This window comes from Levilactobacillus spicheri DSM 15429 (assembly GCF_001435095.1).
In the GTDB taxonomy this organism is placed as follows: Bacteria; Bacillota; Bacilli; order Lactobacillales; family Lactobacillaceae; genus Levilactobacillus; species Levilactobacillus spicheri.
Genome location: NZ_AZFC01000012.1, coordinates 6,839 through 30,776 on the forward strand (window position 1 = coordinate 6,839; position 23,938 = coordinate 30,776).

A 23,938-nucleotide genomic window follows, 5' to 3' on the forward strand; every position below is an offset into this window, starting at 1 on the left:
ATGCGCTTGACCCCGTGGGCCAGGCTGATGGTCACGATGATGGGCAGCGTTTCCGGGACGGCGGCGACCGCCAGCGAGATCCCGATCATCAGACTGTCGGCCAGACCCTGGTTTTGCATCCAAATGCTCAGGGCGAAGATGGCCAGCCCCCCGATGATGGCAAAACTCGTCAGCCAGCCGGAAAGGCGGTTGAGGCGGCCCTGTAACGGCGTCGCCCGTTTTTTCGTTTTGTTCAGGAGCCCCGCGATTTGGCCCAGTTCCGTGGCCATACCCGTGGTCGTGACCTGCATGGTGGCCGTCCCCGCTGTCACGGCGGTTCCGGAGTAAACTTGTTGTTCGGCACTCGGGGTGTCCGCCGTGGTCACGGCCGTCTTAGCGACCGGGAGACTTTCCCCGGTCAGGACCGCTTCGTCGACGGCGAGGTTGGTGCTCTGCCGCACGATGCCGTCGGCGGGGACCTGGTCGCCGGCCTTGAGCAGGATCAGGTCGCCGACGACCACGTCCTTTGCGGGAATCGTCCGGGCCACGTCGTCGCGGCGGACGGTCGTGGTCGGCAGGCTCATGGATTGCAGGGCGGCCAGGGCCTTTTCGGCGGAGGCCTCCTGGTACAGGCCAATCGCCACGTTGATGATCAGGATGGCCCCGATCACCAGGGGCTTGGTCCACCCGCCACCCTGCGCCACCGCCATGTAAGTGGCGAGGCCCACGGCGAAGAGGAGGACCAGGGAGGAAACGTCGTTCAGGTGGTGCGCGATTTGGCGCCACAATGCGGGCTTTTTCGCCGCAATCAGTTCGTTGGGGCCGTCGCTGTGGCGTTGGCGGGCCGCCTGGTCAGTGGTCAGCCCGGCCTGGGCCGTTAGGTTGAAAGGGGTCATCTCTTTTCTGGTCATGAATAAGTCCTCCGAATCTATAAAATGGTTACTGTATGAATTACTATAACCTTATTATTACGAAAAGTTTTGTGTAGAATATGGACAAAATGTGATTTTTTTGTGAGGGTTCGCGTCTCCAAGGGTTGTCATTTGATTTTTATATGTTATGTTATACATATGATAACAACATATTTAAAGCGATTGTTATCTAAAAGGAGGAGATTTCATGGAAGAAACGTTGGTGACCGTTCGGCGGGGAATTCGAACGGAGATCTTTTCGACGGGGTGGATGGCGTTCGAATTTTTAGTGGCCCTGTATTCGGGCATCACGGCCGGGTCGATCCTGTTGGTGGCCTTCGGGCTGGACAGCTGCCTCGAGATCATTGCGGGGGGCACCCTGATCTGGCGGCTGCGCAAAGAGGCGCGGGGGGCCTCGACCGCAACGATTCAGCGGGCCGAACGCCGCTCATCACTCATCGTGGGGACGGTACTGGTGTTGCTAGCGCTCTACGTCGTGGGGGTGTCGGCGGTCAACCTGGTGACCCATCAAACGGCCGAAGCGAGTTGGTCGGGACTGGCCATCGCGGGGGCCTCGGTGGTGCTGATGCCCCTATTGACGCTGCGTAAACGCGCCTTGGGGCGCCAGCTGCACTCGGCGGCCTTAATGGAAGACGGCATGTGCAACATCACCTGCGCCTACATGGCGGGAACGGTGCTGGTCGGGGCGCTCCTGACGCTGCTGTTCAACTGGTGGTGGGCCGACTCGGTGGCCGCCCTGGTGCTGGTCTATTTCATTGCCAGTGAGGGGTGGGAAGCCCTGCAGACCGGTTTAGGTCACGGGGAAGCCTGAGTCAAGCGAAACGTCCGGGCGTGACGGCCGGGGCGTTTTTTTAATGCGGCTGACTTAGAATCCAGTGAACCGCTCGGCCGGTCCATCGGCATGGGGGACATGAAGTCACCAAAATACGGGTCAGTCGTCAATTGGGTGACTGGGTGTCCCTCATCGGCCGAGCAAAGCGCGACTGGTGGGGCTTCACGCCGGGTATGGGGGACACCCAGTCACTCAGGGATCCCTGCTGCGCCTGAGAAGTGACTTGGTGTCCCCCATACCCGACGAAAAAGCCCGCGAAAAGCGCGGTGGGTCGCGTTTATGGCCGGATTTTTACGTGCTGTCCCTCATTCAGTTACGCGGTGTCCCTCATTAAGCAACCGGGTGTCCCCCATGCGCTGCACGCGGTGTCCCTGACGCGGTGACGCGCCGTCCCCCAAACGGGGGCTCAAATGCCGCCATACCAGCTTTTCGGGAACGCTGAAAGAGGGTCTTTAAAGCCGTTTAAAGCAGGGCACTTAAAGGAGTCAACCAGGCCGGTCATGACCGGTTATTGCCGGGGAATGGTTCCCGGTGAATGGGGGACACGGCGTAACTAACCTGACAACGGGGGATTGTGTTTCGGCGATTCGGCGTGGTAAATTGGGAACATGCAAGCCAACGGAAAGTCAGGTGACGGTGATGGAACCGGCAGAACAGGTGGAACAAACGGCGTTACCACTGGGCCACGAGGTGGTCAAGTGGGACAACGCGATGAATGAAATCAACTTAGCGTCACTTTCGGTCGTCGAGATGAACCTGTTTACCGCCATCTGCGCGCAGGTCGTCGAACGCAACGCTGATGAGGTCCATCTGACCTACTCGGCGCTCCGGGAGCTGATGCACTACAAGTCCAAGAGTCGGGTGCGCTTTGCCAAGATGGTGGTCAAGGCGACCGACCGGCTCCGGGCCTTTTCCGTGACCTACGAACGGGGCGATAAGGTCGGGGCCGGCCAACTGTTTTACAACGTGGAGGCCAATAAGGTGACCGGGGACATGACGGTGGCGGTCAATCCGAAGGTCCTGGGCATCCTCAACGATCTGACCAATCACTTTACGCTGTTTCTCCAACCCGACTGGGTCATGCTCGACAGCAAGTACGCCAAGCTGATCTATCTGATGGTCATGCAGTGGCGGACCACCGGGAAGGACCTGGTGATCCCCGTGACGGAATTTCGGCAGCGACTGGGGATTCCCGACTCCATGAGCACGAGCCAGGTGACCAAGCGGATTATCTTGCCGGTGGAGCAGCAGCTGAATCAGAAGAACCTGGTGCCCGGCTTCAAGATCACGCCGATCAGCCGGGGTCGCAAGTACATCAAGTACCGGCTGAGCTTTGACGCCCTGCCGAAGTTACGGCACACCACGCCGGCCCAAGACGACCGGATTCGGCGCCTGACCGAGGTCGCCGAGGCCAAGGACCCGCAGACCGCGGCCATGTACGGGGCGGCGGATCGGCGCGTGTTGAGCGACGCCACGCTGACCCATACCGAGGCCCGGCGGCAGGTGCGGGCCCACCAACAAGCCCAGGGACTGCCCGATATCCCAATATTCAAATTGACTGATTAGAGGCCATTCCGAACCCGGAATGGTTTTTGTGTGGCCAATTTTGGACGGAATTGTCTGCTCATTTTGCCTTGTTCTTGGCACGACCGACGCCGTTTGGGATAATGAGCGGGGAGGGGGCCAGAGCCGTGTTTATTATCGGGATTATTGAAATTATTATTGGATTGCTCATTTTCAAGATGGCGTTATCCTTGTTGTTTATGTAGAAAATGGGATGAAGCGTCAGGACCCCGCGTGCGGTTCTGGCGCTTTTTGCTTGGGCGAAGCGTCTCTCTAGGCGTCTAACCGCGGATGAGCGCCAGGGTATGCTATATTTAGTTAGGTTATTGAATGAATCATCAATTAAAGTGAAGGAGTCGTCCAGTCATGAGTCAGATGATTTCCACGTTTATCCTGGTGTTGGCCGCAGCGTTGAGTATCTTCATCTCCCAGGTCTTCCCCAAGATATCGGTCAATTATATTAGTATGTTGATGGGCGCCGGGATCTTCCTGGTGCCGTTACTCGGCAGTCACGTTGAGGCGTTCAATTCCGACATCTTTATCGGAATGATCGTCGCACCCCTGCTGTTCTTCGAGGGGCAGGCCACCCGGCTGAACCTGGTCGGCCAGGAACTGCGCCACATCCTGCAAACGGCGGTGGCCTTGGTCTTGCTGTGCCTGGTGTTCGCCGGATTCAGCGTGTGGGTCGTGGGCGGGGTGAGCCTGCCGCTGGCCTTCATCCTGGCGGCCATCAGCACGCCGACCGACGCCACCGCCATGGAGTCGGTCACCAACGGCCTGAAGAGCCCCCAGGAGACCGGGGTCTTCTTGAAAATGGAGTCGTTGTTTAACGACGCCTCCGGGATCATCCTGTTGAACATGGCCGCCTTGTGGTACGTCAACGGGTACATCAACTACCAAGAGACCGTCGTCGACTTTCTGATCTCCGCGGTCGGCGGGGCGGCCTTCGGGTTTGCGGTGGAGTGGGGCGTGACGCTGGTCCGTCAATTACTGATGCGGACCTCGTACAACTCGCTAAACGCGCAGATTCTGCTGTATATCCTGACGCCGTTTGTCCTGTACTACGCGTCGGAGGCCCTCCACGTGTCGGGCATCATCGCCGTGGTCTGTGCCGGGCTGGTCAGTAACGCCGAGGCCCAACGCAGCCGGTTACTCAACGCCCGGCAGATTCACCTGGGGGTCGACCTGCAGGACATGATCACGGAGATCTTTAACAGTGTGGTCTTCGTGGTGCTGGGGTTCATGTTCCTCACCATCCTGGCGCAAGAACACCTGACTGGCAGCACACTGAATTGGCTGGTCATTGGGGTCGTCCTGTACCTGGTCAACGTCCTGGTCCGTTACGGCTACGGCCGCTTACGCCTACGCTTCACCAATCGCCTGGGCTGGGTCTTTGCATTGGGCGGCGTTCACGGGGCCGTGACCCTGGCCTTGGCCTACACGTTGGCCGAAGCCCACGTCAGCACCGGGGACTTTAACCTGGTCCTGATGGCCGAAAGCGTGCTGATTCTCCTGAGCCTGCTGGTCCCGACCGTGGTCTTCCGGTGGCTGCTGCCCCCGGCCGTGTCCGACCAGGATGCCAGCCAGGAGTTGGCCGAGATTCGGGTCACCATGGTGCACCACGCCATCGACGCGGTGCAGAAGATGTATTTGCCGGAAAACGTGAAGCGGTCGGTCATCTTCGATCTACTGGCCCAAAAGCAGGTCACCAAGATTCGTGACTTCACCAAGGAATGGCGAGAAGCGGTCCGCCGCCCCGAATTTACCGGTGCCGAGAAGGAGCTGGAGATGCGGGCGTTCATGAACGCCTTCGCCCGGGAACGGGACTACCTGGACACGATTTCGCAAAGCGAGGTCCGGTACCAGGACTACGTCTTTAGCCTGTACAACGAACTCCTGTTGGCGGAATCACTGGTGATCGGTCCGGCCGTGGCCGAGGCGGACGAGAACCCGCGTTAGACATCCCTGCAGGGCGCGCCCTCTGTTGCGGTGACGTCACTTGAAAAGATTGAAAAGGCCCGTTTGAGCGGTTAAAGCTCAAGCGGGTCTTCTCTTGTAACGATTGGTTCATCTAAGGCTTCAGATAGAGGAATCCCTGGGCCTGGAGTTCCACGATGCGGACCACACCGGCCGCGACCACGTGGACGCCCGCGGGAAGCTGGGCGGGCGTGAGGTGTTGGCTGTCCAGGGCGTGGTGGCAGGCCTCGACTTGTACCTGGGGCAGGGCCGTCAAGAAGGCGGTCCAGGCGGGGGTGGCCAACGACGCCACGGCCGGGCCGTTCACGACCAGGACCACGTGCAGGGATGGCAGGTCGCTGACGAGATGGCGGACGTTGTTTTGCGCCAGCGGGACCTTGGCGAGCTCGTCGAGGTGGACGACTAGATCGGTCATGGGCGCACCTCCCGTTCGAGTTGGCGGGTCTCCAGGTCCCGGAGATAGTGGTAGCTGTGCAACATGTTGGCACAGGTCGCCGCCGTTTTGTCGGGGACCTCGTAGATCATGGACGCGGCTGGGTTCAACAGGGGTAAGACCCGTTGCCAGTCGATCAGGCCCTGACCCAGGGGCAGGCTGTCGTGGCGTTGCCCCAGAGAATCGACCAGGTGATAGTGGCGAATCTGGGGTGCCAACCGACGCAGGGTGGCCACGGTCGCGTTCATGTCACCGTTTAAGCCGATGAAGACGTGGCTGAGGTCACAGACCAGGGGCCAGTGGTGCTGGATGATCCGGCCGTCTAAGGCGGGGTCCCCGTAGAGAAAGGTCGGGGTGAGGCCGTTTTCGATCATCACGTGGCCGCCCCCCTGCCGGATCAGGTGCGCCAAGCGGGTGAAGACCACGTCCTGGGCGTCCGCCAGCGAGGGGTACTCGGCGATCAATCGTTGACTTTCGGCGCCCCCGTAGCCCCCGTGGACCAGGATCCGGACGTTGAACCGCTGGGCCAGCTCCAGCAGGTCGGCCGTCGAGCGGTGTAGAAAAGAATAGGCCGCGGCTTCACGGTGCGGATCGAGCAGTTGGTCCAGGTGCTGGCCCTGAAAGGTCATTGGGTGGTGGATCACGATGGTTGGGGTCACGGCCTCCTGAACGAATTGGACGGCGGTGCGCAAGCGGTGCAGGCCGGTCGGTGTGAAGTCGGCCTCGGCGGTGAAAAATTCGAAGACGGCGGGCCGGTATTTCAGTCGGTCAAGCAGTTGCGCCGGTTCGGCGGCCGCCTTGAGGCCCAATTGGACCCGACCGGGCCGGGGTGGCAGGGTTAAGGTGTTCATCACAAAAAAACTCCCTTCATAAAAATCGTTAGGGTTAGTATACCCCTAAGTGCCCGCAAAGAGGATGGGGCGGTCGCATGCAAAGAGAGTGGGCCAAAAGGCGGTTAGCTGGCGAGCATTCACGTCGTCAGGCGGACAATCCTGAACGTGGATTGTTTGACTGACGGGGTTAAGCGGAACCAGCTGCCTTTTGGCCCACGTTGCGCCACCCAATATTCGGAGACACTAAAAAAGAGCCTGAGACTTTTGTCCCAGGCTCACAGATTACGGTTGGTAAAATTGTAAAACCACGCCTAACCAGACCAAGCCAATCACGGCGACGGTCAGGAAGAGGTAGATCAGTTGCTTGAACTCCGGTTGACGGTGCATCATGGCCGCCCCTCGATCCGCGGGTTTTCGATGAAAGTTTGCATGCTTGCCCCCTGTTGGGCCCCCGATGAAACCGCTGGGGTCCTGGCTCTACTATAGCGGAATTCGGAGCCGGAGTGGGTGACAGTTTCGCAACAATTAGGGGGCTTCATTAACGGGTCCGTCACCAAACGATTGCGAAACGGTTACAAACCGGCTAGGGGTGGTAACAAACGATGACCAGGCCCAGCCACCCCAGGCCGATCAGGGCCACCAGGGTGAGGCCGATGATGAGGTATTTCCAGTCTGAACGGTGCCACATAAATCGATGAAACCCTTTCTTTAGCGGAGATCCTGACAAGGAGATCTCCCGGGTACCAAATTTGTTCTCAGGTGAAGCGCTCCCTTTCAGTATAGAACACTTTTAGTGGTTTGACGATAGCTAGTGTAGATTAATTTATGGGCGACACGTCTAAATCGGAAAGCGGCGCTATTGAATCTTGACGAGCGGATGGCTAAACTAGTGAATATGACTAAGTAAAACGAGGAGACGTGAGAAATGAAACAAATCGTAACGGGCATCGTGGCCCACGTCGACGCCGGGAAGACCACCCTGTCGGAGGCCTTGCTGTACCGTGCCGGGACGCTCCGGAAGCTGGGGCGGGTGGACAACGGGGATGCCTTCCTGGACTCCGACGACCTGGAAAAACGGCGGGGCATCACCATCTTTTCCCACCAGGCCGCGCTGCGGTATCGGGACCTGGACCTGACCCTGTTGGACACCCCGGGACACGTCGACTTCGCCGCGCAAGCCGAGCAGGTCTTGGACGTGCTGGACTACGCCATTCTGGTGGTCTCGGCGACCGACGGCATTCAGGGCTACACCCGCACATTGTGGCGGTTATTGGCCCGCTACCAGGTGCCCACGGTGATTTTCGTGAATAAAATGGACGCCGTGACGGCCGACCGCGACCAGATCCTGTCACAGTTGCAGACCAGCCTCTCCGCGGGGTGTATTCCCTTTGACACGCAGGCGGATGGCGGCTTAACGGCCGACGCGGTGGAGAACGTGGCGATGCAGGATGACCAGGTGCTGGAAGCCTACCTGGACCAGGGGACCCTGTCCGCGGTCACGATTCAGGACCTGATCGCCCGGCGCCGGGTCTTTCCCTGCTACTTCGGTGCGGCCCTCAAGCTGGACGGCGTCGACGCGTTGCTCCAGGGACTCCACGACTGGACCCGCGTGCCGCAAGTCGCCCCGGAATTTGGCGCGCGGGTCTTTAAGATCTCCCACGACGACAAGGGTGAGCGCTTGACCTGGCTGCGCTTGACCGGCGGGACCCTGCGGACCAAGGACGTCTTGCTGGGCGAACAAAAGGCCAATCAGCTACGCCGGTATAATGGGACCAAGTACACGGTCACGCCCGCCGTGAGTGCTGGTCAGGTCTGCGCGGTACCGGGACTGACGGGGACGACCCCCGGCATGGGACTGGGCCACGCGCCGGCCGGGCCCCAGCCACTGATCCAACCGGTGTTGAACTACGCGGTGGACCCGCAAGCTCACGACCTGCAGGTGGTCCTAGCGGCGTTGCGGGAGCTGGAGGACGAGGATCCCCAGTTGCACGTGTCCTGGTCCAGTCACCTGCAGGAGCTGCGGGTCCAACTGATGGGGACGGTCCAGCTGGAGGTCCTCCAGCAGTTATTACACGACCGTTTTCACCTGGACGTGGCCTTTGACCAGGGCAGTATCCTGTACCGGGAGACGGTGACCGCGGCAGTCGAGGGCGTCGGGCACTTCGAGCCCCTGCGTCACTATGCCGAGGTCCACGTGCTGATCCAACCCACCGAGCCGGGCAGCGGGATCACGGTGGCCACGGACTGCAGCCTCGAGGTCCTCGGCCGCAACTGGCAACACCAGGTGGTGACCAACCTGCAGGCCAAGGAACAGCTGGGGGTCCTGGTGGGCGCACCGCTCACGGACGTCAAGCTCACGTTGGTCGGCGGTCGGGCCAGCATCGTGCATTCGGTGGGGGGCGACTTCCGGGAGGCCACCTGGCGATCGGTCCGGCAGGGCTTGATGATGGCGCGCCAACAGGGGCACGCCCAACTGCTGGAGCCCTGGTACCGTTTCCGCTTGGAGGTGGGCCAGGAACAGATCGGGCGGGCGATGACCGACATTCAACGGATGAGCGGGACCTTTGAGTCGCCCACGACCAACGCGACGACCGGGGGGGCGACCCTGACCGGCGTGGCGCCGGTGGCCGAGATGCAGGACTACTCCCAGGAGGTCTACGCCTACACCCACGGCCAGGGACAGCTGGAGTGCGTGGTGGACGGGTACCGCCCGTGCCACAACGCCGAAGAGGTCATTTCGGACCGGGCGTACGAGCCCACGGCCGACCTGGAAAACACCCCGGATTCGGTATTCTGCGCCCACGGGGCCGGTTATCCGGTCAAGTGGGACCAGGTGCCGGCAATGGCGCATGTCCCGTACGTGTACACGGCCGAGCAACTGCGGGCCTTATCTTAGCGGCAAGTGGGTCCCAGGGCGGTTAGCGGACGCCGTTAAGCGAAAGCAGCTGCTCTGGGGCGCCCGTTTCGGCGCGATTATTCGACAGAGATAACAGCAGGACGAAGGGTCTCGATTTGAGGCCCTTCGTCCTGTTTGTGATCAAAGGGGCTGCTTAGGCGTCTGACGGGGCCGCGGGCGGATCGTAGCGGGCTAGGATTTCCCGGAGCTCTTGCAGGTAGGCGGCCTGCAGGGCGGGTGGCGCGAGGACGTGGACGTTGTTTCCCAGCCCCAGCAGGTACTGGACCATGTAGGCGAATTCGTCGGCGTTGTACCCGCCGAACAGGATCGTCTGCCCGTGCTCGGTGTGCAGGTGCATGTTGGGGTAGCGGTTCTTCTGGACCAGCTCACGGCCCAGCGGGGTCAGGGTGCAGCGGAAGGGCACGTCGTGGTGGTGGGCGTCGTAGTCGCGCCGGAACCGGTCGAGGGTCGCCCGGTCGTAAACGGCCGGCTCGGCGGAAACGCTGAGGGCGGAAACGGCGTCGCAGCGGGTGATGCCCCAGACGTGCCGGTCCAGGTCGTACCCGCTAAAAAACCAGATGCCGTGCCGGTAGAGCAGGTCGAACAGCTGTTGCTTGTGGGGGCCGCTCGGCAGGGTCACGGTGACGACCTGCTGGTCCACGATGGCCGTCAGCAGGTCGCTGAGAAAGGTCGGCGTGTCCAGGTTGGGCACGTTGTAGTAGTGGACCACGGCCTGCAGCTGGCGGACGGTCCGTTGCTGGGGCACCGGCAGGGTGGCCATCAGCTTGTCGTAGATGGCCCGGTAGGACTTCTCGAACGGGGTGGCCGACAGGAGCGAGAGGGCCTTGATGGCGAAGAACAGGGCGTTGATCTCCTGACCGTTGAACAGCACCGGGACCCATTGATCCTGCTTGGTCAGCCGGTAGCCCCCGTAGCGGCCCGGTTCCGTGTAGAAGGTGAGTCCGAGGCCTTCGAGCGCCGTGATGTCGCGCAGGGCGGTGCGTTTGGAGATGTGAAATTCGTTCATGAGGTCCTGAACGTGAAAGCCGGTCTTGTAACTGAGAAAGATCAATTCTTGGTTGAGTCGTTCAAACTTGGTCATGGGAGGACCTCCGAAAAAAGTTTTTTAAAGGTGCCAGGGTTTGGCACCTTTAAATTGTAGACTCAAGTCATGGAACAAATCAATGACTAAAGGAGTCTTTTTCGATGAAAACTTTACTGATCAACGCCCACCCCGATTACCAAAACGCCCAACACTACTCGCTGCGCCTGCAGGACCGCTTCCTGGAAAATTACCGGCGGGCCTTTCCGGAACAGACGGTCGACGTCTTGAACCTGTACGGCACCGAACTGCCCCAGCTGACGACCGACCAGCTCCTGGGGATCTGGCGCAAGCAGGCGGCCCACGTGACGCTGAGCCCGGAGGAAACCCGGCTCTGGGGCCTGAACCAACGGCTGTTAGGCCAGTTCAAGGCCCACCACCGCATCGTCATTGTGTCGCCGCTGCATAACTTCAACGTGACCGCCCGGCTGAAGGACTACCTGGACAACATCCTGGTTGCCCGGGAGACCTTCCGGTACACGGCAACGGGGTCGGTGGGTCTGATGACCGACGATTACCGGGTCCTTTTGCTCCAGGCCAGCGGCTCGGTCTACACCCGCAACGACCGGTACACGCCGATGGAGTTCTCCCGGCTGTACCTGCAGAAGATGTTCCAGGAGATCATGGGCTTCGACCGGTTTGGCATCGTGCGCATCGAGGGGACCCAGACCCACGGCGTTGACGTGTCCGCGGCGGTTCACCAGGGGTTGGTGGATCTGGACGCCCAGTTTGCGCAGTTCTATGCCGACTAGGGTGGCGACCAAAAAGACGCACCGCGAATTCATGCTCGCGGTGCGTCTTTTTGACGGCTGATTGGGTGAGCCAGGGAGCGCCCACCTAGTTTTCGAGTTCCATGAAGGGAACGCCGCGCCCGGTGGCCAGTTTGATGATGGCCTGGGCGGTCTCGAAGTCCTGCTTGCTCATCAGGACCACATCGTCGGCCCCCCCCGTGGGGCGTAACAGGACCGGACGGTGGGTCGTGGTGACCCGCTGGGCGAGTTCCGTGAATTCCGTTTCAGCAGTGTGATTTTTTAAAGCAGTTGGTTGTTTTGGCATGATTAAAACCTCCAGTATCTGTACAGTGTTCAGCGTCAGTCACTGCGGCCAATCGTGAATCATGGGTTGGATAGCGGTGGCGCTCATCTATTGATTATATAAGAGACGATGGTGGCCAGGGCCCTGGGGCGCCCGGTTAGGGTAGTGAATCACCACAAGTAGTTTGACGGGAAGAAACGAAAATACACAAAAATTACTTTAACTAAACAATTAAAATCCACTGCAACCGCCCAACCCACGGTTGCCAAACCGTCTCCAGCGGCCAATTAAGCAACTGGGGTTACCAAACGACCCCTTCCACTTGTGGTGAGGGGCATTAATGGGGATGATTGAGGGTAGTCAACGGCATCAGGTATTGGGGAGACAATCGTGGTGTCGCGGAGCCTGAATCGTGCTAGAATTTTGGGGGAGTCGCGTTAAATTTAGGGGATTGGGGGACCATCATGAAAGGATTATTACGGGGATTCAATGCGTTTACGGCGGGATTACTGGGGTGTGTCGTGTTTCTGGCGGCCCTGCAGCCCGTGACGACGCTGGGCGATCCGGACTGGCCGCAACCGCTGGTCATGGTCTGCCTGACGGCGGCGTTCTTGATTATCTTGAATTGGGTGCGCAAGTGGCTGGCCACCTGGACACCGGCCACGTATCGCAAGGCGTTGTGGGTAATTGGCATTCTGATTGTTCTGGTCCAGTTGGCGGTGGCCGTCAGCTTCACCGACGCGGCGCGGGCCGACGCCTACTTCGTGCGGAAGCAGGCGATTCAGCTGGCGCAGGGAAACCTGAACTGGAACAACTACTTTATGATTTATCCGAACAACGTGAACATTACCTTGATTGAAGCGCTGCTGCTACGGCCCTTACTGGCAATCACGTCCTCGCCGTGGATCATCATGAACGTCCTGCGGTTTGCCTGGCTGGATACGGGGCTCCTCGCCGGGCTGGCGCTTTTGAAACACTGGCGGAAGTGGCAACCGGGGGCCATCGCTTACCTGACCCTGTGGCTCATCAGCGTGCCGGTCTACGCGTACGGCCTGTACGCCTACACCGACGTGCTGGTCTTTCCCCTGGTCTTGGATATCCTGGTCCTGGTGCTGTGGACGCAGCGGCTACGGGGGCTCAAGCGGTGGCTGGGCGTGTGGGCGACCTTACTCCTGCTGAGCCTAGGAGTCGCCGTGAAAAGCAACATGATCGTTCTGTGGATCGCCGTGGGCCTGCTGATCCTGCTGCTCTGGTGGCAACGGCAACTGACCGGGCGCCAGGTCGCCGGTTGGGTGGCGAGTGCCTGTGTTCTGCTGGCGGCCGTCATGGCGGGGATGTCGCTGTGGGGCCATCAGCAGGGGTACCGGCAACAACCAGATACCAAGTTGCCGGCAACTAGCTGGATCGCCATGAGCCTGAACCCTGGGACCAACGGTGAATACAACCTGAAGGACTTTACCACCGTGCAGCAACAGCCCACGGCAGCGGATAAGCAGGCCGTGGCGTCCTACATGATTCAGGAACGGTTGGGCCGCATGGGCGTCAGTGGATTCCTGATCCACGTGTCCCGGAAGTTTCGGCTTTTCTGGGCCACGGGTGACTTTGACAGTTTTAAGCTGACGTCGCAGTGGTTCCACGCGCCCCGGTGGTATCTGACCCACCAGATCAACCTGCAGTTTTGGCTGGTCACCCTGACGCAGGTCGTCTACCTGGCCATGCTGCTCCAGACCATCTGGGTCCTGTTCTTCCTGAAACGTCCGACCGCGGTCACCAGCTTTTTGGTGCTGATGATGCTGGGGCTGACGGCCTTCCACGTGGTCATCTGGGAGGTGGAACCGCGGTACGCCTTGCCATTGCTGCCCATCATCATGTTACTGGGGAGCGTGGGGCTGCAGGAGATTCCAATCTGGGACCTCAGTCCGCGGGTCGTGCGGTCGGGCCGGTGGTTCGCCGTGATTCTGGCGGCCTTCTGTGCGCTGAGCCTGGGGCAGACCAGTCAGGACAACACGACCAGTGACAGCGTCGTGGGTCGGCAATGGGCCGGGACCTATATCCGGTACCGAACGCAGGCGCTGGCGCCGGGGCAGCAGATGTCCTGGACGGCCCCGGCACACGGGAAGAGTAACCGGATTCAGCTGTACCCGCGGGTCAGCGAAGGGCGGGTCGAGGTCACGGTACGGGACCAGACGGGTGTGTTGGCCCGTAAACGGGGTAAGCCGGCAACTCTGGCCACCACGACCTATCCGCTGACGACGGCCAAACAACTGCGGTTTACCGTGAAAAACGTCGGTAACTTGCCACTACGGTACGGCGTCGCGGTCGCTGACTACAACCTACACACCGGGGAGGTCACCCCGGATAGCCGGGTCTACCCGCAGTACTACCTGTTACACCACCACGCGCCGCAAGCGTTAACGCGGACCTGGGAGATTGGACTGGTCGTACTGGTGGTCCTGGTCGGGGTCCTGCTGACGTTGTAGCGGGTATCTGAAAAATTCTCAGCAAACGTTCAGTTGAAGGGCCTGTTCGGCAGCGTGATGAAGCGGTATGCTGGTTTCGTCAAGGACGGCGGACGGGCAGCGGTCCGTCGCCCTCGGCAGCCAACGTGATGTTAGTAGACGGTTGATGTGAAAATTGTGATTGCAACCTACTCTTGAGGCGACCCCACGTGAAAGGGGGCGCCTTTTTGGGGCCCCTGAATGGTCACGTGCTATAATGGGAGCATCTTGGGGATTTGCAGGCGATACCCATAACAGATTGCCGGAGAAGGAAAGGATTCATCATGCGAGTGAACGTGTTGCAACAAACGTCGAACGAAGGCCCGGGGATGATCGCCGATTGGGCGCAGGCGCGGGGCCATCAGCTGTTCGTCTACCATCCGGACCAGTTCGGACACTTGCCCACGGCCGCGGAAACGGACATGCTGGTGATTTTAGGCGGGCCCATGAGCCCGAACGACGACCTGCCATGGATCGCCCAGGAACGCGTCTTAATCAGACAATTGTTGGACCGCCACGTGCCCTTATTTGGGGCGTGCTTTGGCGCCCAGCAGATTGCGAAGGTTCTGGGCGGTGCGGTGACCAAGGCCCCGGCCAAGGAAGTCGGCTGGGCCCCGGTCTACCGGCAAACGACCACCATTCCCGGTATCCCCCCAGAGTTGTCGGTGCTGCACTGGCACGAGGAGATGTGTACCATTCCGGCGGGGGGCGAACGCCTCTTTAGCAGCGAACGGGTCCCCAATCAGGGCTTCGTGTGGGGGCACCACGTTATTGGGCTGCAGTTTCACTTTGAGCCCAAGCCGGCCAACGTGCGGGAAATGGTGGTCAACGACTACCCCTACATCGCCGGTTCGGCGCTGGGGCAGACCGCGCAGGAGATTATGACCAGACCCGTCCCACCGGAGAACGCGGCCGCGTTGTTCACGCTACTGGATTACGTGACGGCACCGGACGACTAACCAAAATAATGATAAAAGCGCGTGCCGATGAAAATTTTTCGGCAACGCGCTTTTTTTACGACCACAACATTAAAAAAAGAATATAATACGGTTAAGAAATGGTGAGAAAAAGTCGTTAGAATGGAAGCGGTCAAATGGCAACATACGTACGACGTTATCTTCAACAGGTCCTGCGGGGCAGCTTGGTCGTCGTTCTCTTTTTGGTGGGGCTCCTATCCCGGACGCCCCACGGCTGGACTCTGGCCTGGACCCCCTGGACGTTTTGGGTCGTTATCAGTTGGTTGGGCTGTTACCCGGTGCTCCGGGCCTGGCATCCCGAGCTCTATTCTCGCAAGGACCCGGACATGACGTCCTTCAAGGCCCGGGCGTTGGCGCTACACCATCAGGACCTCGCCAACGCGCATCAGGGCCACCGCTGGACGCTCAACGGCGTCAGCAGCAATCCCTGGGAATATAGTCAGGGGCGTACGCAGAGCACGGATGACATTGTGAACCCGCTCTACCGTTTCTGTGCCCATCTCTGGATGAGTGTCCTCCTGATCCTGCTGGGGCCGGTACTCGTTGGTGGCGAGGTGGGGGTCAGGGGCCTGCGCGCCGGTTACCGGTGGTTACGCCACCGCTGAGGTCGGGGAACCGCCCTGCACATTCGGCTGGGCAGTGTCGAAAAAGCGGGTCACTGGGTCAACATCACGGCAGTTGGTTGCCAGAAAAAAGCCAAGCGAATCTGAGAGGCGTGTCTCTCGGACCCGCTTGGCTTTTCATCGTTGGTTAATCGGTCGCGTCCACCTGATGGGCAACGGCGCGGTAGAGCGCGTCCATCCGGGCCTGCCAGGCGTTCAGCGCGTAGACTTGATGGGCGATGACGGCGTCGGCCAGGGGCTTGGTTCGTAAGAAAGCCCGTAAGGAATCGCGGGTCAGGCCGACCGGTAGCTCGGTCACTAGACTGCGCTGTTGCAGTCGTTCGGCCGTCTGTCGGGCCACGTGGAGTTCGTGATTCAAGATAGGTAAGGTCGTTTGCGGCATGGTCAGCACCTTCTTTCGCGTGAAAAATTAGCAGCGACGCGAGGTCGCTACTGTCGCCACCTTGATGATAGTCTTATATTTTTATTATTACAACAATAAGGTACTACTTAGAGATAGGGTCGGGGCTCTAAGGGAATTCCCGGTTTTTCCCGAAATAGGTGGAAAAGCGATTTTTATCGTTGACAAATGTAATCGGTGGGCGTACGCTGTATTCATCGATTACAAACGTAAACTAATTGAGTGACGCGTTTGGATACCTAACCAAGGAGTGAGTGGCATGATTAAAATTTTCGTCTTATTGGGTGGCCTCCTGGCCATCGGGTTCATCTTTTGGTGGTTCTTCGGCCAGCACACGACGCAGACGGTCGCGGCGGCCGTTTCCGGTGAGCGGCAGCGCGTTGACGTGGAGGTCAACGGGGGCTATTCGCCCGAACGGATCGTCCTCAAGCAAGGCGTTCCCGCCGAGTTGCATTTTACCCGTAAGGATGCGTCCAGCTGTCTGGACCGGGTCGTCTTCAGTGACTTCGGCATCAACCAAGAATTACCGCAGAACCAGGAACGGGTGATTCAGATCGATACCAGTCGGCCCGGCGATTACCAATGGGCTTGCGGGATGGACATGTTTCACGGTCAGTTGATCATTAAGTAGGAGGTTAGCATCATGGAAAAGACACAAACGGTTCAGGTTACGGTGGATGGCGGGTACGCCCCACAGGAAATTCATTTGAAGCAGGGCCAACCCGCAACGATCACCTTCACGCGGGTCAGTTCGCGCGGGTGTTTAGATGAGGTTCAATCGACGGATTTGGCATTCAAACGGGCGTTGCCGTTGAACCAGCCCACGACGGTCACGGTCGCCACGGATCAGGCGGGGACCTTCGGGTTTAGCTGTGGGATGGACATGGTCCACGGAAAAGTGGTGATCGACCGATGAGCATTACCAAGCGGTTTTGGGTGTCGCTGATCCTGTCCTTGCCGATGTTAGCCAACATGCTGCTGATGCCGTTTGGCTGGATGTTGCCGGGCGGGGCCTGGACCCAACTGGTGCTGACCACCCTGATCATGCTGATCTCGGCCCGGCCATTTTGGCAGAGTGCCTGGGCGTCCTTCACCAAGCACCACGCCAACATGGACACCCTGGTGGCCATCGGGACGGCGACGGCCTACGTCTACAGCCTCTACGCGATGCTGACGGGGCAGGCCGTCTTCTTCGAAAGTGCCGCCTTCGTCACGACCTTCGTTCTCTTGGGTCAGGTCTTCGAGGAACGGATGCGCCGCAACTCGGCCAACGCGGTCGAGAAGCTGGCGAACCTGCAGGCCAAGGAAGCCGAGGTCCAGCGGGGCGACCGGTTCGTCAAGGTGCCCTTAGCGGACGTTCAACTGGGCGACGTGTTACGGGTCAAGCCCGGGCAGAAGGTCCCCGTCGATGGGGTCATCGTCCAGGGCAGCTCCACCATCGATGAATCGATGGTGACCGGCGAAAGCCTGCCCGTGACCAAGCAGGTCGACGATGCCGTGATCGGGGCAACGCAAAACGGGACCGGGACGTTCCTCTTCCGGGCGACAAAGATCGGGGAAAACACGATGCTGGCCCAAATCGTTGAGTTGGTGAAGAAGGCCCAAAACAGCCACGCACCCATTCAAAAGTTGACCGATAAGGTGTCCGACATTTTCGTACCGGTCGTCTTGAGCCTGGCCATCGCCACCTTTTTGATCTGGTACGTCTTCCTGGGCGCGAGCCTCGCCAACGCGTTGATCTTTGCCGTGTCCGTCGTGGTCATTGCCTGCCCGTGTGCGCTGGGCTTAGCCACGCCCACGGCCCTGATGGTCGGGACCGGTCGCGGTGCCAAGATGGGCATCCTGATCAAGAACGGGGAAGTCCTGGAAGCCGTCAACGACGTGAAGACCGTGGTCTTCGATAAGACCGGGACCATTACTGTCGGCCACCCCCAGGTAACGGACGTGATCGGGGATGAAGCCCGCGTTTTGACGCTGGCCGCCAGCCTGGAGGAGGCTTCCGAGCATCCCCTGGCCGCCGCCATTTTGGACCGGGCCCAGGCGTTGGCCCTGACGGTGCCGGCCGCCACGAACTTCCACGCCATTGAGGGCAAGGGGGTCCAGGCGACCGTCGCGGGTCAGACCGCGGTCGTCGGGAACCACAAGCTGGTCGCGGATTTTGCCCTTACGGAAGCGATGCAACGCCAGGTAGTGGCTCTGCAAGACGCCGCCAAGACGGTGGTCTTCGTGGGCCTGGGTGACCAGATCATTGGGTTGATCGCCATCCAGGACGTGCCGAAGTCCACGTCGCGCGAGGCGATTGCGGACTTAAAGGCGCGCGGATTGAAGACGGTCATGCTGACCGGAGACAACCAGCGGGTGGCGACGGCGGTGGCCCAACAAGTGGGCATCGACCAAGTCATCGCCGACGTGTTGCCGGGCGATAAGGCCGATCACGTGCGCCAGTTGCAGCAAACCGGCAAGGTCGCTTTCGTGGGCGACGGCATTAATGACGCACCCGCCCTGACGACCGCCGACGTGGGGATCGCCATGGGGTCGGGGACCGATATCGCCATTGACGCCGGGGGGATCGTGCTGGTCAAGAACGACCTGCGGGACGTCGACCGGGCCTTGGCCCTGAGTCGCAAGACCTTCAACCGCATCAAGCTGAACCTCTTCTGGGCGTTCATCTACAACGTCCTCGGGATTCCGGTCGCCGCGGGGGTCTTCTACGCGATCGGTTTGACGCTGAGCCCCGAATTGGCGGGCCTGGCGATGGCCTTTAGCTCCCTGTCGGTGGTCACGAGTTCGGTCCTATTGAACCGGGCGAAGATTCGCACGAAGGTTCGGACAACGGCTTAGGGGCCCGTAAGCCTTAAAATGAATGAAAACCAACCAAAACGGGCCCGAAGAAGCCAGCATACGACTTCTTGGGGCCCGTTTTGTGGCGGTTTTCGGGATAAAGTCCTGAGCGAAAAGCCCACATCACGAAAAAAAACGCCCCGTGACTGACCCCCCGGTCCAGCACGTGACGTTTATGTAACTTGTGACTGCCTGCCGGGGATTGAGGTCCGCCGGGCAGTGGCCAACTTGGATAAAGGCTCTTTGATTTCGCCAACGTGGTCCGCGCCTCCTCTGGTGAAACCCTTACTCGTGGCCATCGCGTGAACGACAAACAGTGTCGTTGTGTTGGAATCTCAGCGGACCGGGTAAAATCAAAGATTACAACTACTATACGTTTATGACAGAAAGATGTCAAATTTAATTTTATGTAACAATTAGGTAATGTTAGCCCCATCTGACCGGTATTTCGATTGTGTTTGGGGGTGAAAAGGCGTATTCTTCTCCTTAACTTAGTGGGACACCAGGAGGGTGAAGCTATGCAGATCGATCCACTCACACAAGCCAACGCAACTACGATTGCCAACGATTGGCACTATCCGGGGGCGTACGCCTTTTATGACATGACGGCAGACCCGGAGGACTACGCGGAGCTGCTCTCCGCACAACAGCGGGGCGACCGGTATTACCAGGTCGTCACGGCAACGGGACACCTCTTTGGTTTCTTCGTGATCGATCCCACGGAGGAGGCGGGCGTGGTCGAAGTGGGGCTGGGGATGGTTCCCGCCCACACCGGCCGCGGGCAGGGCGAGAAGTTTGTTCGCGAGGTGCTGAGCTTCGTCCGTGAACGGCATGCGCCCCGTGAAATCATCTTGGACGTGGCCGCCTTCAACCAGCGCGCTCAGATCGTGTATCAGCGACTGGGGTTTCGGGTCGTCCGCGAGCATTCACAAGCGACCAACGGCGCCGTCTTCCCCTTTGTGGAGATGCGGTGGCGCGCGGCCGACCACTAACGCCGGATAAGCATTGATTGGAAAATGAAAGACAGCCGTTGCCGGTGAGGCGCGGCTGTCTTTTTGCTTAAAATCAATCGGAAAAACCGCTGGCGAGTTCCGTGACCAGCGCCTGAACGCTCACGACGGTGTTGAGGGTGGCGCTCCCGCTGTTAACGGCAACGATCCCGTGCTCGGGGTCGCCCAGCAGCATGCCGGTCCGCAGCCCGCCGGCTTGACCGATCGCGTGGTCGTGCTCGGCCGTGGGACTGCCTTGGGCGGAGGCGTCAACGATCGATAGACAAAAAAAAGGCAGAAGATTCTCGATTGAGAACTTTCTGCCTGTTTTAGAAACCGCATGATGGTTCCAGGGTTTCTTTAGAATGGGTGGTTTTCAACTGGCGGGTCATTTTAGGCTTTAAACGGGTTCCAGAACCGACCGCCGTTCACCCGAAAGAGGGCGATGCCCAAGACGATGAGCAGGCCCACAATCAGCAGGGCGAGGTAGTCGTTGCGCTTGAAGCGTTGGGCCATGTACCAGGTCCGCCGCTTGCCCTTGCCGAACCGGCGGAGTTCCATGGCTTGGCTGATGACCTCGATGCGGTCGAGACTCGAGAAGATCAACGGCAGGAGGATCTGCACGCCGCCACGCACCCGGGTCATGAACTTGGCCTTTTTAGAGATCTCGAACCCCCGGGCCTGTTGCGCCAGGCTGATGGTCCGGTAGTCGCTCTGGACGTCCGGAATGTAGCGTAGCGCGATGGCGACCGAGTAGCTGATCCGGTAGGAAACGCCGATCTTATTCAGACTCGCGGCGAATTCGCTGGGGTTGGTGGTCATCAAAAAGATCAGGGCCAGGGGCACCATGAAGGTGTACTTCAGTAACAGGTTGAACTCGTAGAAGAGTTGTTCCGTGGTCAGGTTGAAGTAGGCCGCGTGGTGACCCAACAAGAGGTGCTCCGTGCCGTAGATGGTGACCCCGTAGTGGGGTGCGAAGACGTAGACCATCACCAGGTTGAGGACCGAGAAGCCCAGGATCACGCTCAAGATGAAGGACACGTCGCGGAATTTGATTCGCGAAAAGTGAAATAAAATCAAGGAGAGGACCATGATGCCCAGCAGGTAGCGGGTGTCGTAGGTCATCATCCCGATGATGGAGAGGCCGACAAAGCAGAGCAGTTTGGTACTGCCGCTGAGCCGGTTCAAGAAGGTGTGCCGGTCATCGTACCCGATTAAGAGTTGGTGTTGCATGCGCGCACCTCCCGTTCGGCTTGGACAAACTTAGCGACAAATTCAGTGGGATCCAGCTGGTGTTGTTCGGCCAGCGTGTAGAGGCTGGTCTTGGCCAGGGAGGCCCGTTCGATGATAGCCTGGTTAGTCAGCACGTCGGCCGGCGCAGCGTCCATCAAGACGTTGCCCCCACCCAAGACGATGGTGCGGTCGGTGTACTCCAGCATCAGGTGCATGTCGTGGGTGATCAGCATGATGGTCATCTGTTGGTCCCGGTTGATCTTTTCCAGGAAGGTCATCATCTCGGTGTAGTGTGCCAGGTCTTGGCCGGCCGTGGGTTCATCGAGGATCAGCATCTCCGGTTGCAGCACCAGAATCGCGGCAATCGTGACCCGCTTCTTCTGCCCGAAGCTCAGGGCCGAGATCGGCCAGTGACGAAATTCGTAGAGGCCACAGACCTTGAGGGTGGCGAGGACGCGGTCGTGGATCGTGTCCTCGTCGATGCCCCGCAAGACCAGTCCGGCCGCCACTTCATCGTAGATGAGGGTCTTCGAGATCATCTGGTTGGGGTCCTGGAGGATGTAGCCGATGTGGTCGGCCCGTTCCTTCACGGATTGCTGGTTCAGCGACCGCCCGGCAAAGGTCAACTGGCCCGCCTGGGGCGTCAGGAAGCCGGTGATCAGGTTACTCAGGGTCGACTTGCCGACCCCGTTTTGACCGACCAGACTGATCATTTCCCCCCGGTGCAGGGTCAACGACAGGTCGTGGAGGATCGGGTGGTCCGGTGTGTACCCGAACGACAGTCCCTGAATGTCCAGGAGGGGGTCGGTGTGGGCCACGGGGGCGTTCAGCGTGACCCCCTGAGTCCAGTGTTGCAGGGTCGGCGTGAGGTTCGGGGCGCTGAGGTGCGTCAGGTCGTCCAGGTGACGACAATCGCGCAGGGGAATCCCCGCCAGTTTCAGCGCCGACAGGTAGAGCGGCTCCCGCAATCCCAGCTGAGCCATCAACGACTCGCGTAAAATGGTTTCCGGGCGGTCATTGGCGACGATTTCACCGTCTTGCATGACGACGAGCCGGTCGATGGGTTGTTGTAAGACGTCCTCGATGCGGTGCTCGATGATGACGACCGTCAGTTCCTGACTGTGCGTCAACCGGTCGATCAGCGCCATCGAGGCCTTGCCCGAGGCGGGGTCGAGGCTTGCTAGGGGCTCGTCGAACAGGAGGACCTTACTGTTGTCGATCAGCACCCCGGCCATGGCGACCCGCTGCTTTTGCCCACCAGAGAGTTCCTGGGGGCGGTGCGTCAGCAGGTGCTGCAGGTCCAGCGTTTGGGCCCATTGCTGCGTCGCCGTTTGCATGGCGTCCTGGGATTGTTGGTCGTTTTCCAGGGAGAAGGCCATGTCCTCGACCACGGTCAGCCCGACGAATTGGCTGTCGGGGTCCTGTAAGACCGTGCCCACGTTTAGGGACAGGTCAAAGATGGAGCTGTGGCGAATGTCTTGGCCGGCGACCGTGGCCTGCCCGCTGACGGTGCCCGGATAGGACTGGGGAATCAAGCCGTTGAGGCAGCGGCCCAGCGTGGACTTGCCGGATCCGGACGGTCCCGCGATCAGGACCTTTTCGCCGGGGTAGATGTCCAGGTTGATGTGCCGCAGGGTCGGCTCAGTCTGGCTATTGTATTGAAATGAGAAGTCTTTGAAGCTGATAATCGGTGCTGTCATCGTTATTTTTCCTTTTTTAGGCTACCCCGTTGCGTCCGGGTCCGGGCGTAGAGGGCTAAGAGCAGCGTCCCAATGATGGCGACGGAGATGGAATCCACGATCCAGGTCGTGATCCCTTGCAGGTAGACCTTGCTAGCGGGTTCGTGGTAGATGATGATGTCGCCGGTCGGGGCTAACAGGACCCAGGCCACGAAGTTGACGATGACCTGGTAAACGTTGAACCAGACCAACTTACTGGTCTTGAGGGCGCCATCCGCGATCTTCAGGCGGTTCTTGGCCAGGCCGAAGGCGACGCCGACCAGTCCGTCGACGATGATCCAGGTCCACCACGGGGATCCGTAAGTCACAAAGTCATTCAGGGCGTGACCGATAAAGACGGCCAGGCCAGCCGCGACGGGACCGAAGATGGCCCCCAGCAGGGCCAGAAAACCGATAGCCACGTTGAATTGGGTGTTGGGAATCCCGGTCGGAATGGCCACGAACTTCATCAAGACAAAGATAATAGCGGCCCCAATCCCGGTCGCGACCACGGTACGAATCGAATTAGACTGTTTGTTCTGCAAAATAAATCCACTCCTTATAAATGATGAGATAATGGCGTACGCGTTCAGACGGGAAGCACCGCAACGAAAAACGCGCCCGAAAGCGAAATGCTTTCAAGGACGCGTTTGCGTGTTACCACCTAGGTTTTCCCGGGCAGGCCCGGGACTTATCTTGAGGGTAACGGATCGCTCCGATTAGGCGGCTACCTAATTCGCTTCTTCAGGACCATCTTCGCCGGTCATTGTCGTTGCGTTACACCGTGGATCGCAACTCTCTGGGGACAATCAACCCGGGTACTCATCCTGTCACAGCTTTCTCATCTGAATTTAACTTCCCTTAGCATACGCTAAAAGCCGGCCACGTACAAGAAAAAGCGAACAACTGAATCCGGTTACATTTAAAAAGGGGCTCGTCGGCCCCGAAGCCAGGACGTTTACGTCATTTAAAGGTTGGTTATTCGGGCCAAAAAACCGACCACTGTCCCGGTATCGATGGTGGATGGCCCCAACTATCATGAAAAACTCATCATCCCCCGGCAAGGTTCTGGGGGTC

General features: G+C 59.5%; 21 protein-coding genes. 12 read left to right on the forward strand and 9 right to left on the reverse strand.

Annotation, left to right across the window (positions count from 1 at the left end; genetic code table 11):
* Positions 1-890 (reverse strand): HAD-IC family P-type ATPase (locus tag FD37_RS13105; protein ID WP_235807849.1); only part of this gene is annotated, 890 nt, incomplete at its 3' end.
* A gap of 208 nt (positions 891-1,098) precedes the next feature.
* Between FD37_RS13105 and FD37_RS02780 the strand changes: the two genes are divergently transcribed.
* From FD37_RS02780 to FD37_RS02790, 3 genes are all read left to right on the forward strand, one after another.
* Positions 1,099-1,722, forward strand: coding sequence for a cation efflux transmembrane domain-containing protein (locus FD37_RS02780; protein WP_045806613.1), 624 nt, complete (start codon positions 1,099-1,101; stop codon positions 1,720-1,722).
* Positions 1,723-2,382: 660 nt separating this feature from the next.
* Complete coding sequence (locus FD37_RS02785) at positions 2,383-3,309, forward strand: replication initiation protein (RefSeq protein ID WP_056963280.1); 927 nt, start codon at positions 2,383-2,385, stop codon at positions 3,307-3,309.
* A gap of 363 nt (positions 3,310-3,672) precedes the next feature.
* A complete protein-coding gene (locus tag FD37_RS02790) occupies positions 3,673-5,265 on the forward strand; it encodes a cation:proton antiporter (protein WP_056963282.1) in 1,593 nt (530 codons plus the stop codon).
* A gap of 112 nt (positions 5,266-5,377) precedes the next feature.
* Here FD37_RS02790 and FD37_RS02795 read toward each other — a convergent pair whose 3' ends face one another.
* Positions 5,378-5,698, reverse strand: coding sequence for a DsrE family protein (locus tag FD37_RS02795; protein WP_056963284.1), 321 nt, complete (start codon positions 5,696-5,698; stop codon positions 5,378-5,380).
* Complete coding sequence (locus FD37_RS02800) at positions 5,695-6,567, reverse strand: sugar phosphate isomerase/epimerase family protein (protein WP_056963286.1); 873 nt, start codon at positions 6,565-6,567, stop codon at positions 5,695-5,697. Before FD37_RS02800 ends, FD37_RS02795 begins: the two co-directional genes overlap by 4 nt.
* Before the next feature lie 907 nt (positions 6,568-7,474).
* Here FD37_RS02800 and FD37_RS02805 point away from each other — a divergent pair.
* Complete coding sequence (locus tag FD37_RS02805; protein WP_056963289.1) at positions 7,475-9,445, forward strand: elongation factor G; 1,971 nt, start codon at positions 7,475-7,477, stop codon at positions 9,443-9,445.
* A gap of 154 nt (positions 9,446-9,599) precedes the next feature.
* Here FD37_RS02805 and FD37_RS02810 read toward each other — a convergent pair whose 3' ends face one another.
* Positions 9,600-10,547, reverse strand: coding sequence for a helix-turn-helix transcriptional regulator (locus FD37_RS02810; RefSeq protein ID WP_056963291.1), 948 nt, complete (start codon positions 10,545-10,547; stop codon positions 9,600-9,602).
* Between the two features lie 104 nt (positions 10,548-10,651).
* Here FD37_RS02810 and FD37_RS02815 point away from each other — a divergent pair, with 104 nt between their 5' ends.
* Positions 10,652-11,299, forward strand: a complete 648-nt coding sequence (locus tag FD37_RS02815) for an FMN-dependent NADH-azoreductase (protein WP_056963293.1) — start codon at positions 10,652-10,654, stop codon at positions 11,297-11,299.
* An 85-nt stretch (positions 11,300-11,384) separates the two neighbouring features.
* Here the strand turns inward: FD37_RS02815 and FD37_RS02820 are convergent, their stop codons facing one another.
* Positions 11,385-11,603 carry a hypothetical protein gene (locus tag FD37_RS02820; RefSeq protein ID WP_056963296.1) on the reverse strand — a complete coding sequence of 73 codons (219 nt, stop codon included), beginning with the start codon at positions 11,601-11,603 and terminating at the stop codon, positions 11,385-11,387.
* 443 nt (positions 11,604-12,046) lie between these two features.
* Between FD37_RS02820 and FD37_RS02825 the strand changes: the two genes are divergently transcribed.
* The 3 genes from FD37_RS02825 (at position 12,047) to FD37_RS02835 (ending at position 15,662) form a co-directional block, all read left to right on the forward strand.
* Positions 12,047-14,062, forward strand: coding sequence for a hypothetical protein (locus tag FD37_RS02825; RefSeq protein WP_147007647.1), 2,016 nt, complete (start codon positions 12,047-12,049; stop codon positions 14,060-14,062).
* Between the two features lie 302 nt (positions 14,063-14,364).
* Positions 14,365-15,039 carry a type 1 glutamine amidotransferase gene (locus tag FD37_RS02830; RefSeq protein ID WP_056963298.1) on the forward strand — a complete coding sequence of 225 codons (675 nt, stop codon included), beginning with the start codon at positions 14,365-14,367 and terminating at the stop codon, positions 15,037-15,039.
* 134 nt (positions 15,040-15,173) lie between these two features.
* Positions 15,174-15,662: a hypothetical protein gene (locus FD37_RS02835; RefSeq protein WP_056963300.1), complete on the forward strand. Its 489-nt coding sequence runs from the start codon at positions 15,174-15,176 to the stop codon at positions 15,660-15,662.
* 145 nt (positions 15,663-15,807) lie between these two features.
* Here the strand turns inward: FD37_RS02835 and FD37_RS02840 are convergent, their stop codons facing one another.
* A complete protein-coding gene (locus FD37_RS02840) occupies positions 15,808-16,062 on the reverse strand; it encodes a hypothetical protein (RefSeq protein WP_056963302.1) in 255 nt (84 codons plus the stop codon).
* Positions 16,063-16,339: 277 nt separating this feature from the next.
* On the opposite strand from FD37_RS02840, the gene FD37_RS02845 reads away from it, so the two are divergent.
* The 4 genes from FD37_RS02845 (at position 16,340) to FD37_RS02860 (ending at position 19,913) form a co-directional block, all read left to right on the forward strand.
* Positions 16,340-16,711: a cupredoxin domain-containing protein gene (locus FD37_RS02845; RefSeq protein ID WP_045806600.1), complete on the forward strand. Its 372-nt coding sequence runs from the start codon at positions 16,340-16,342 to the stop codon at positions 16,709-16,711.
* A 12-nt stretch (positions 16,712-16,723) separates the two neighbouring features.
* On the forward strand, positions 16,724-16,996 hold the full coding sequence (locus tag FD37_RS02850) for a cupredoxin domain-containing protein (RefSeq protein ID WP_082605101.1): 273 nt from the start codon (positions 16,724-16,726) through the stop codon (positions 16,994-16,996).
* Complete coding sequence (locus FD37_RS02855; protein WP_056963306.1) at positions 16,993-18,921, forward strand: copper-translocating P-type ATPase; 1,929 nt, start codon at positions 16,993-16,995, stop codon at positions 18,919-18,921. Before FD37_RS02850 ends, FD37_RS02855 begins: the two co-directional genes overlap by 4 nt.
* A gap of 518 nt (positions 18,922-19,439) precedes the next feature.
* Positions 19,440-19,913 carry a GNAT family N-acetyltransferase gene (locus tag FD37_RS02860; protein WP_056963308.1) on the forward strand — a complete coding sequence of 158 codons (474 nt, stop codon included), beginning with the start codon at positions 19,440-19,442 and terminating at the stop codon, positions 19,911-19,913.
* A gap of 390 nt (positions 19,914-20,303) precedes the next feature.
* Here FD37_RS02860 and FD37_RS02865 read toward each other — a convergent pair whose 3' ends face one another.
* From FD37_RS02865 to FD37_RS02875, 3 genes are read right to left on the reverse strand one after another with little or no spacing between them, the layout of a single operon-like run.
* Positions 20,304-21,143: an energy-coupling factor transporter transmembrane component T family protein gene (locus FD37_RS02865; protein WP_045806595.1), complete on the reverse strand. Its 840-nt coding sequence runs from the start codon at positions 21,141-21,143 to the stop codon at positions 20,304-20,306.
* Positions 21,125-22,843 (reverse strand): ABC transporter ATP-binding protein, encoded by a 1,719-nt coding sequence (locus tag FD37_RS02870; protein WP_056963310.1) that lies wholly within the window; start codon positions 22,841-22,843, stop codon positions 21,125-21,127. Before FD37_RS02870 ends, FD37_RS02865 begins: the two co-directional genes overlap by 19 nt.
* A gap of 2 nt (positions 22,844-22,845) precedes the next feature.
* Positions 22,846-23,406 (reverse strand): ECF-type riboflavin transporter substrate-binding protein, encoded by a 561-nt coding sequence (locus FD37_RS02875; RefSeq protein ID WP_045806593.1) that lies wholly within the window; start codon positions 23,404-23,406, stop codon positions 22,846-22,848.
* Between the last annotated feature and the right edge of the window lie 532 nt (positions 23,407-23,938).

Excerpts from the sequence above, each read along its gene's own strand:
- FD37_RS02780 (WP_045806613.1), top strand. The coding sequence starts at position 1,099 with ATGGAAGAAACGTTGGTGACCGTTCGGCGGGGAATTCGAACGGAGATC.
- FD37_RS02785 (WP_056963280.1), top strand. The coding sequence starts at position 2,383 with ATGGAACCGGCAGAACAGGTGGAACAAACGGCGTTACCACTGGGCCAC.
- FD37_RS02790 (WP_056963282.1), top strand. The coding sequence starts at position 3,673 with ATGAGTCAGATGATTTCCACGTTTATCCTGGTGTTGGCCGCAGCGTTG.
- FD37_RS02795 (WP_056963284.1), bottom strand. The coding sequence starts at position 5,698 with ATGACCGATCTAGTCGTCCACCTCGACGAGCTCGCCAAGGTCCCGCTG.
- FD37_RS02800 (WP_056963286.1), bottom strand. The coding sequence starts at position 6,567 with ATGAACACCTTAACCCTGCCACCCCGGCCCGGTCGGGTCCAATTGGGC.
- FD37_RS02805 (WP_056963289.1), top strand. The coding sequence starts at position 7,475 with ATGAAACAAATCGTAACGGGCATCGTGGCCCACGTCGACGCCGGGAAG.
- FD37_RS02810 (WP_056963291.1), bottom strand. The coding sequence starts at position 10,547 with ATGACCAAGTTTGAACGACTCAACCAAGAATTGATCTTTCTCAGTTAC.
- FD37_RS02815 (WP_056963293.1), top strand. The coding sequence starts at position 10,652 with ATGAAAACTTTACTGATCAACGCCCACCCCGATTACCAAAACGCCCAA.
- FD37_RS02820 (WP_056963296.1), bottom strand. The coding sequence starts at position 11,603 with ATGCCAAAACAACCAACTGCTTTAAAAAATCACACTGCTGAAACGGAA.
- FD37_RS02825 (WP_147007647.1), top strand. The coding sequence starts at position 12,047 with ATGAAAGGATTATTACGGGGATTCAATGCGTTTACGGCGGGATTACTG.
- FD37_RS02830 (WP_056963298.1), top strand. The coding sequence starts at position 14,365 with ATGCGAGTGAACGTGTTGCAACAAACGTCGAACGAAGGCCCGGGGATG.
- FD37_RS02835 (WP_056963300.1), top strand. The coding sequence starts at position 15,174 with ATGGCAACATACGTACGACGTTATCTTCAACAGGTCCTGCGGGGCAGC.
- FD37_RS02840 (WP_056963302.1), bottom strand. The coding sequence starts at position 16,062 with ATGCCGCAAACGACCTTACCTATCTTGAATCACGAACTCCACGTGGCC.
- FD37_RS02845 (WP_045806600.1), top strand. The coding sequence starts at position 16,340 with ATGATTAAAATTTTCGTCTTATTGGGTGGCCTCCTGGCCATCGGGTTC.
- FD37_RS02850 (WP_082605101.1), top strand. The coding sequence starts at position 16,724 with ATGGAAAAGACACAAACGGTTCAGGTTACGGTGGATGGCGGGTACGCC.
- FD37_RS02855 (WP_056963306.1), top strand. The coding sequence starts at position 16,993 with ATGAGCATTACCAAGCGGTTTTGGGTGTCGCTGATCCTGTCCTTGCCG.
- FD37_RS02860 (WP_056963308.1), top strand. The coding sequence starts at position 19,440 with ATGCAGATCGATCCACTCACACAAGCCAACGCAACTACGATTGCCAAC.
- FD37_RS02865 (WP_045806595.1), bottom strand. The coding sequence starts at position 21,143 with ATGCAACACCAACTCTTAATCGGGTACGATGACCGGCACACCTTCTTG.
- FD37_RS02870 (WP_056963310.1), bottom strand. The coding sequence starts at position 22,843 with ATGACAGCACCGATTATCAGCTTCAAAGACTTCTCATTTCAATACAAT.